We start from the raw sequence: 412 nt of genomic DNA, 5'->3' as shown, positions 1-412 counted from the left end.
GGTCAGGACGGACGGCGACCTGCGCAAGCTGCTCGTCGACCGGCCCAAGGGCGCGAAGAAGTCCTTCGCCGACGAGCTGGGTCTCGACGACGGCTGGGAGCCGATCGACGCGTACGTGCAGGGCTACTACGACGACCCGCAGTACATGTTCGAGACGCTGGCCGCGGCGGATCTGCGCCGGGTGGCCTCGGCCTCGTGGACGCAGGGGAAGTACCGGGAGACCACGGTCGAGCTGATCCAGTTCCGGTCCGGAGACCTGCTCGGCGCGGCGGACCACTTCAGCGAACAGATGATGTACATGCCCGGCGACATGGGCGGCGCGGACAACGTGGGGGACCCGATCAAGGGCAGCCGTGAGGGCCGCTACTTCCTCTACCCGGTCGAGCGCGAGGCGGGCTACCTCCCCTCCTAC

General features: G+C 68.7%; 1 protein-coding gene. It reads left to right on the top strand.

Annotated elements, in window-relative coordinates; all coding sequences use genetic code 11:
* Positions 1 to 412: hypothetical protein (locus tag AC0AIB_RS31535; protein WP_465098134.1), on the top strand; the 412-nt coding region annotated here is incomplete at both ends.

The organism is Micromonospora sp. DSM 43699 (genome assembly GCF_055517075.1).
The sequence above is the reverse complement of the archived record's forward strand: the minus strand, read 5'-3'. Positions and strand labels throughout refer to the sequence as shown.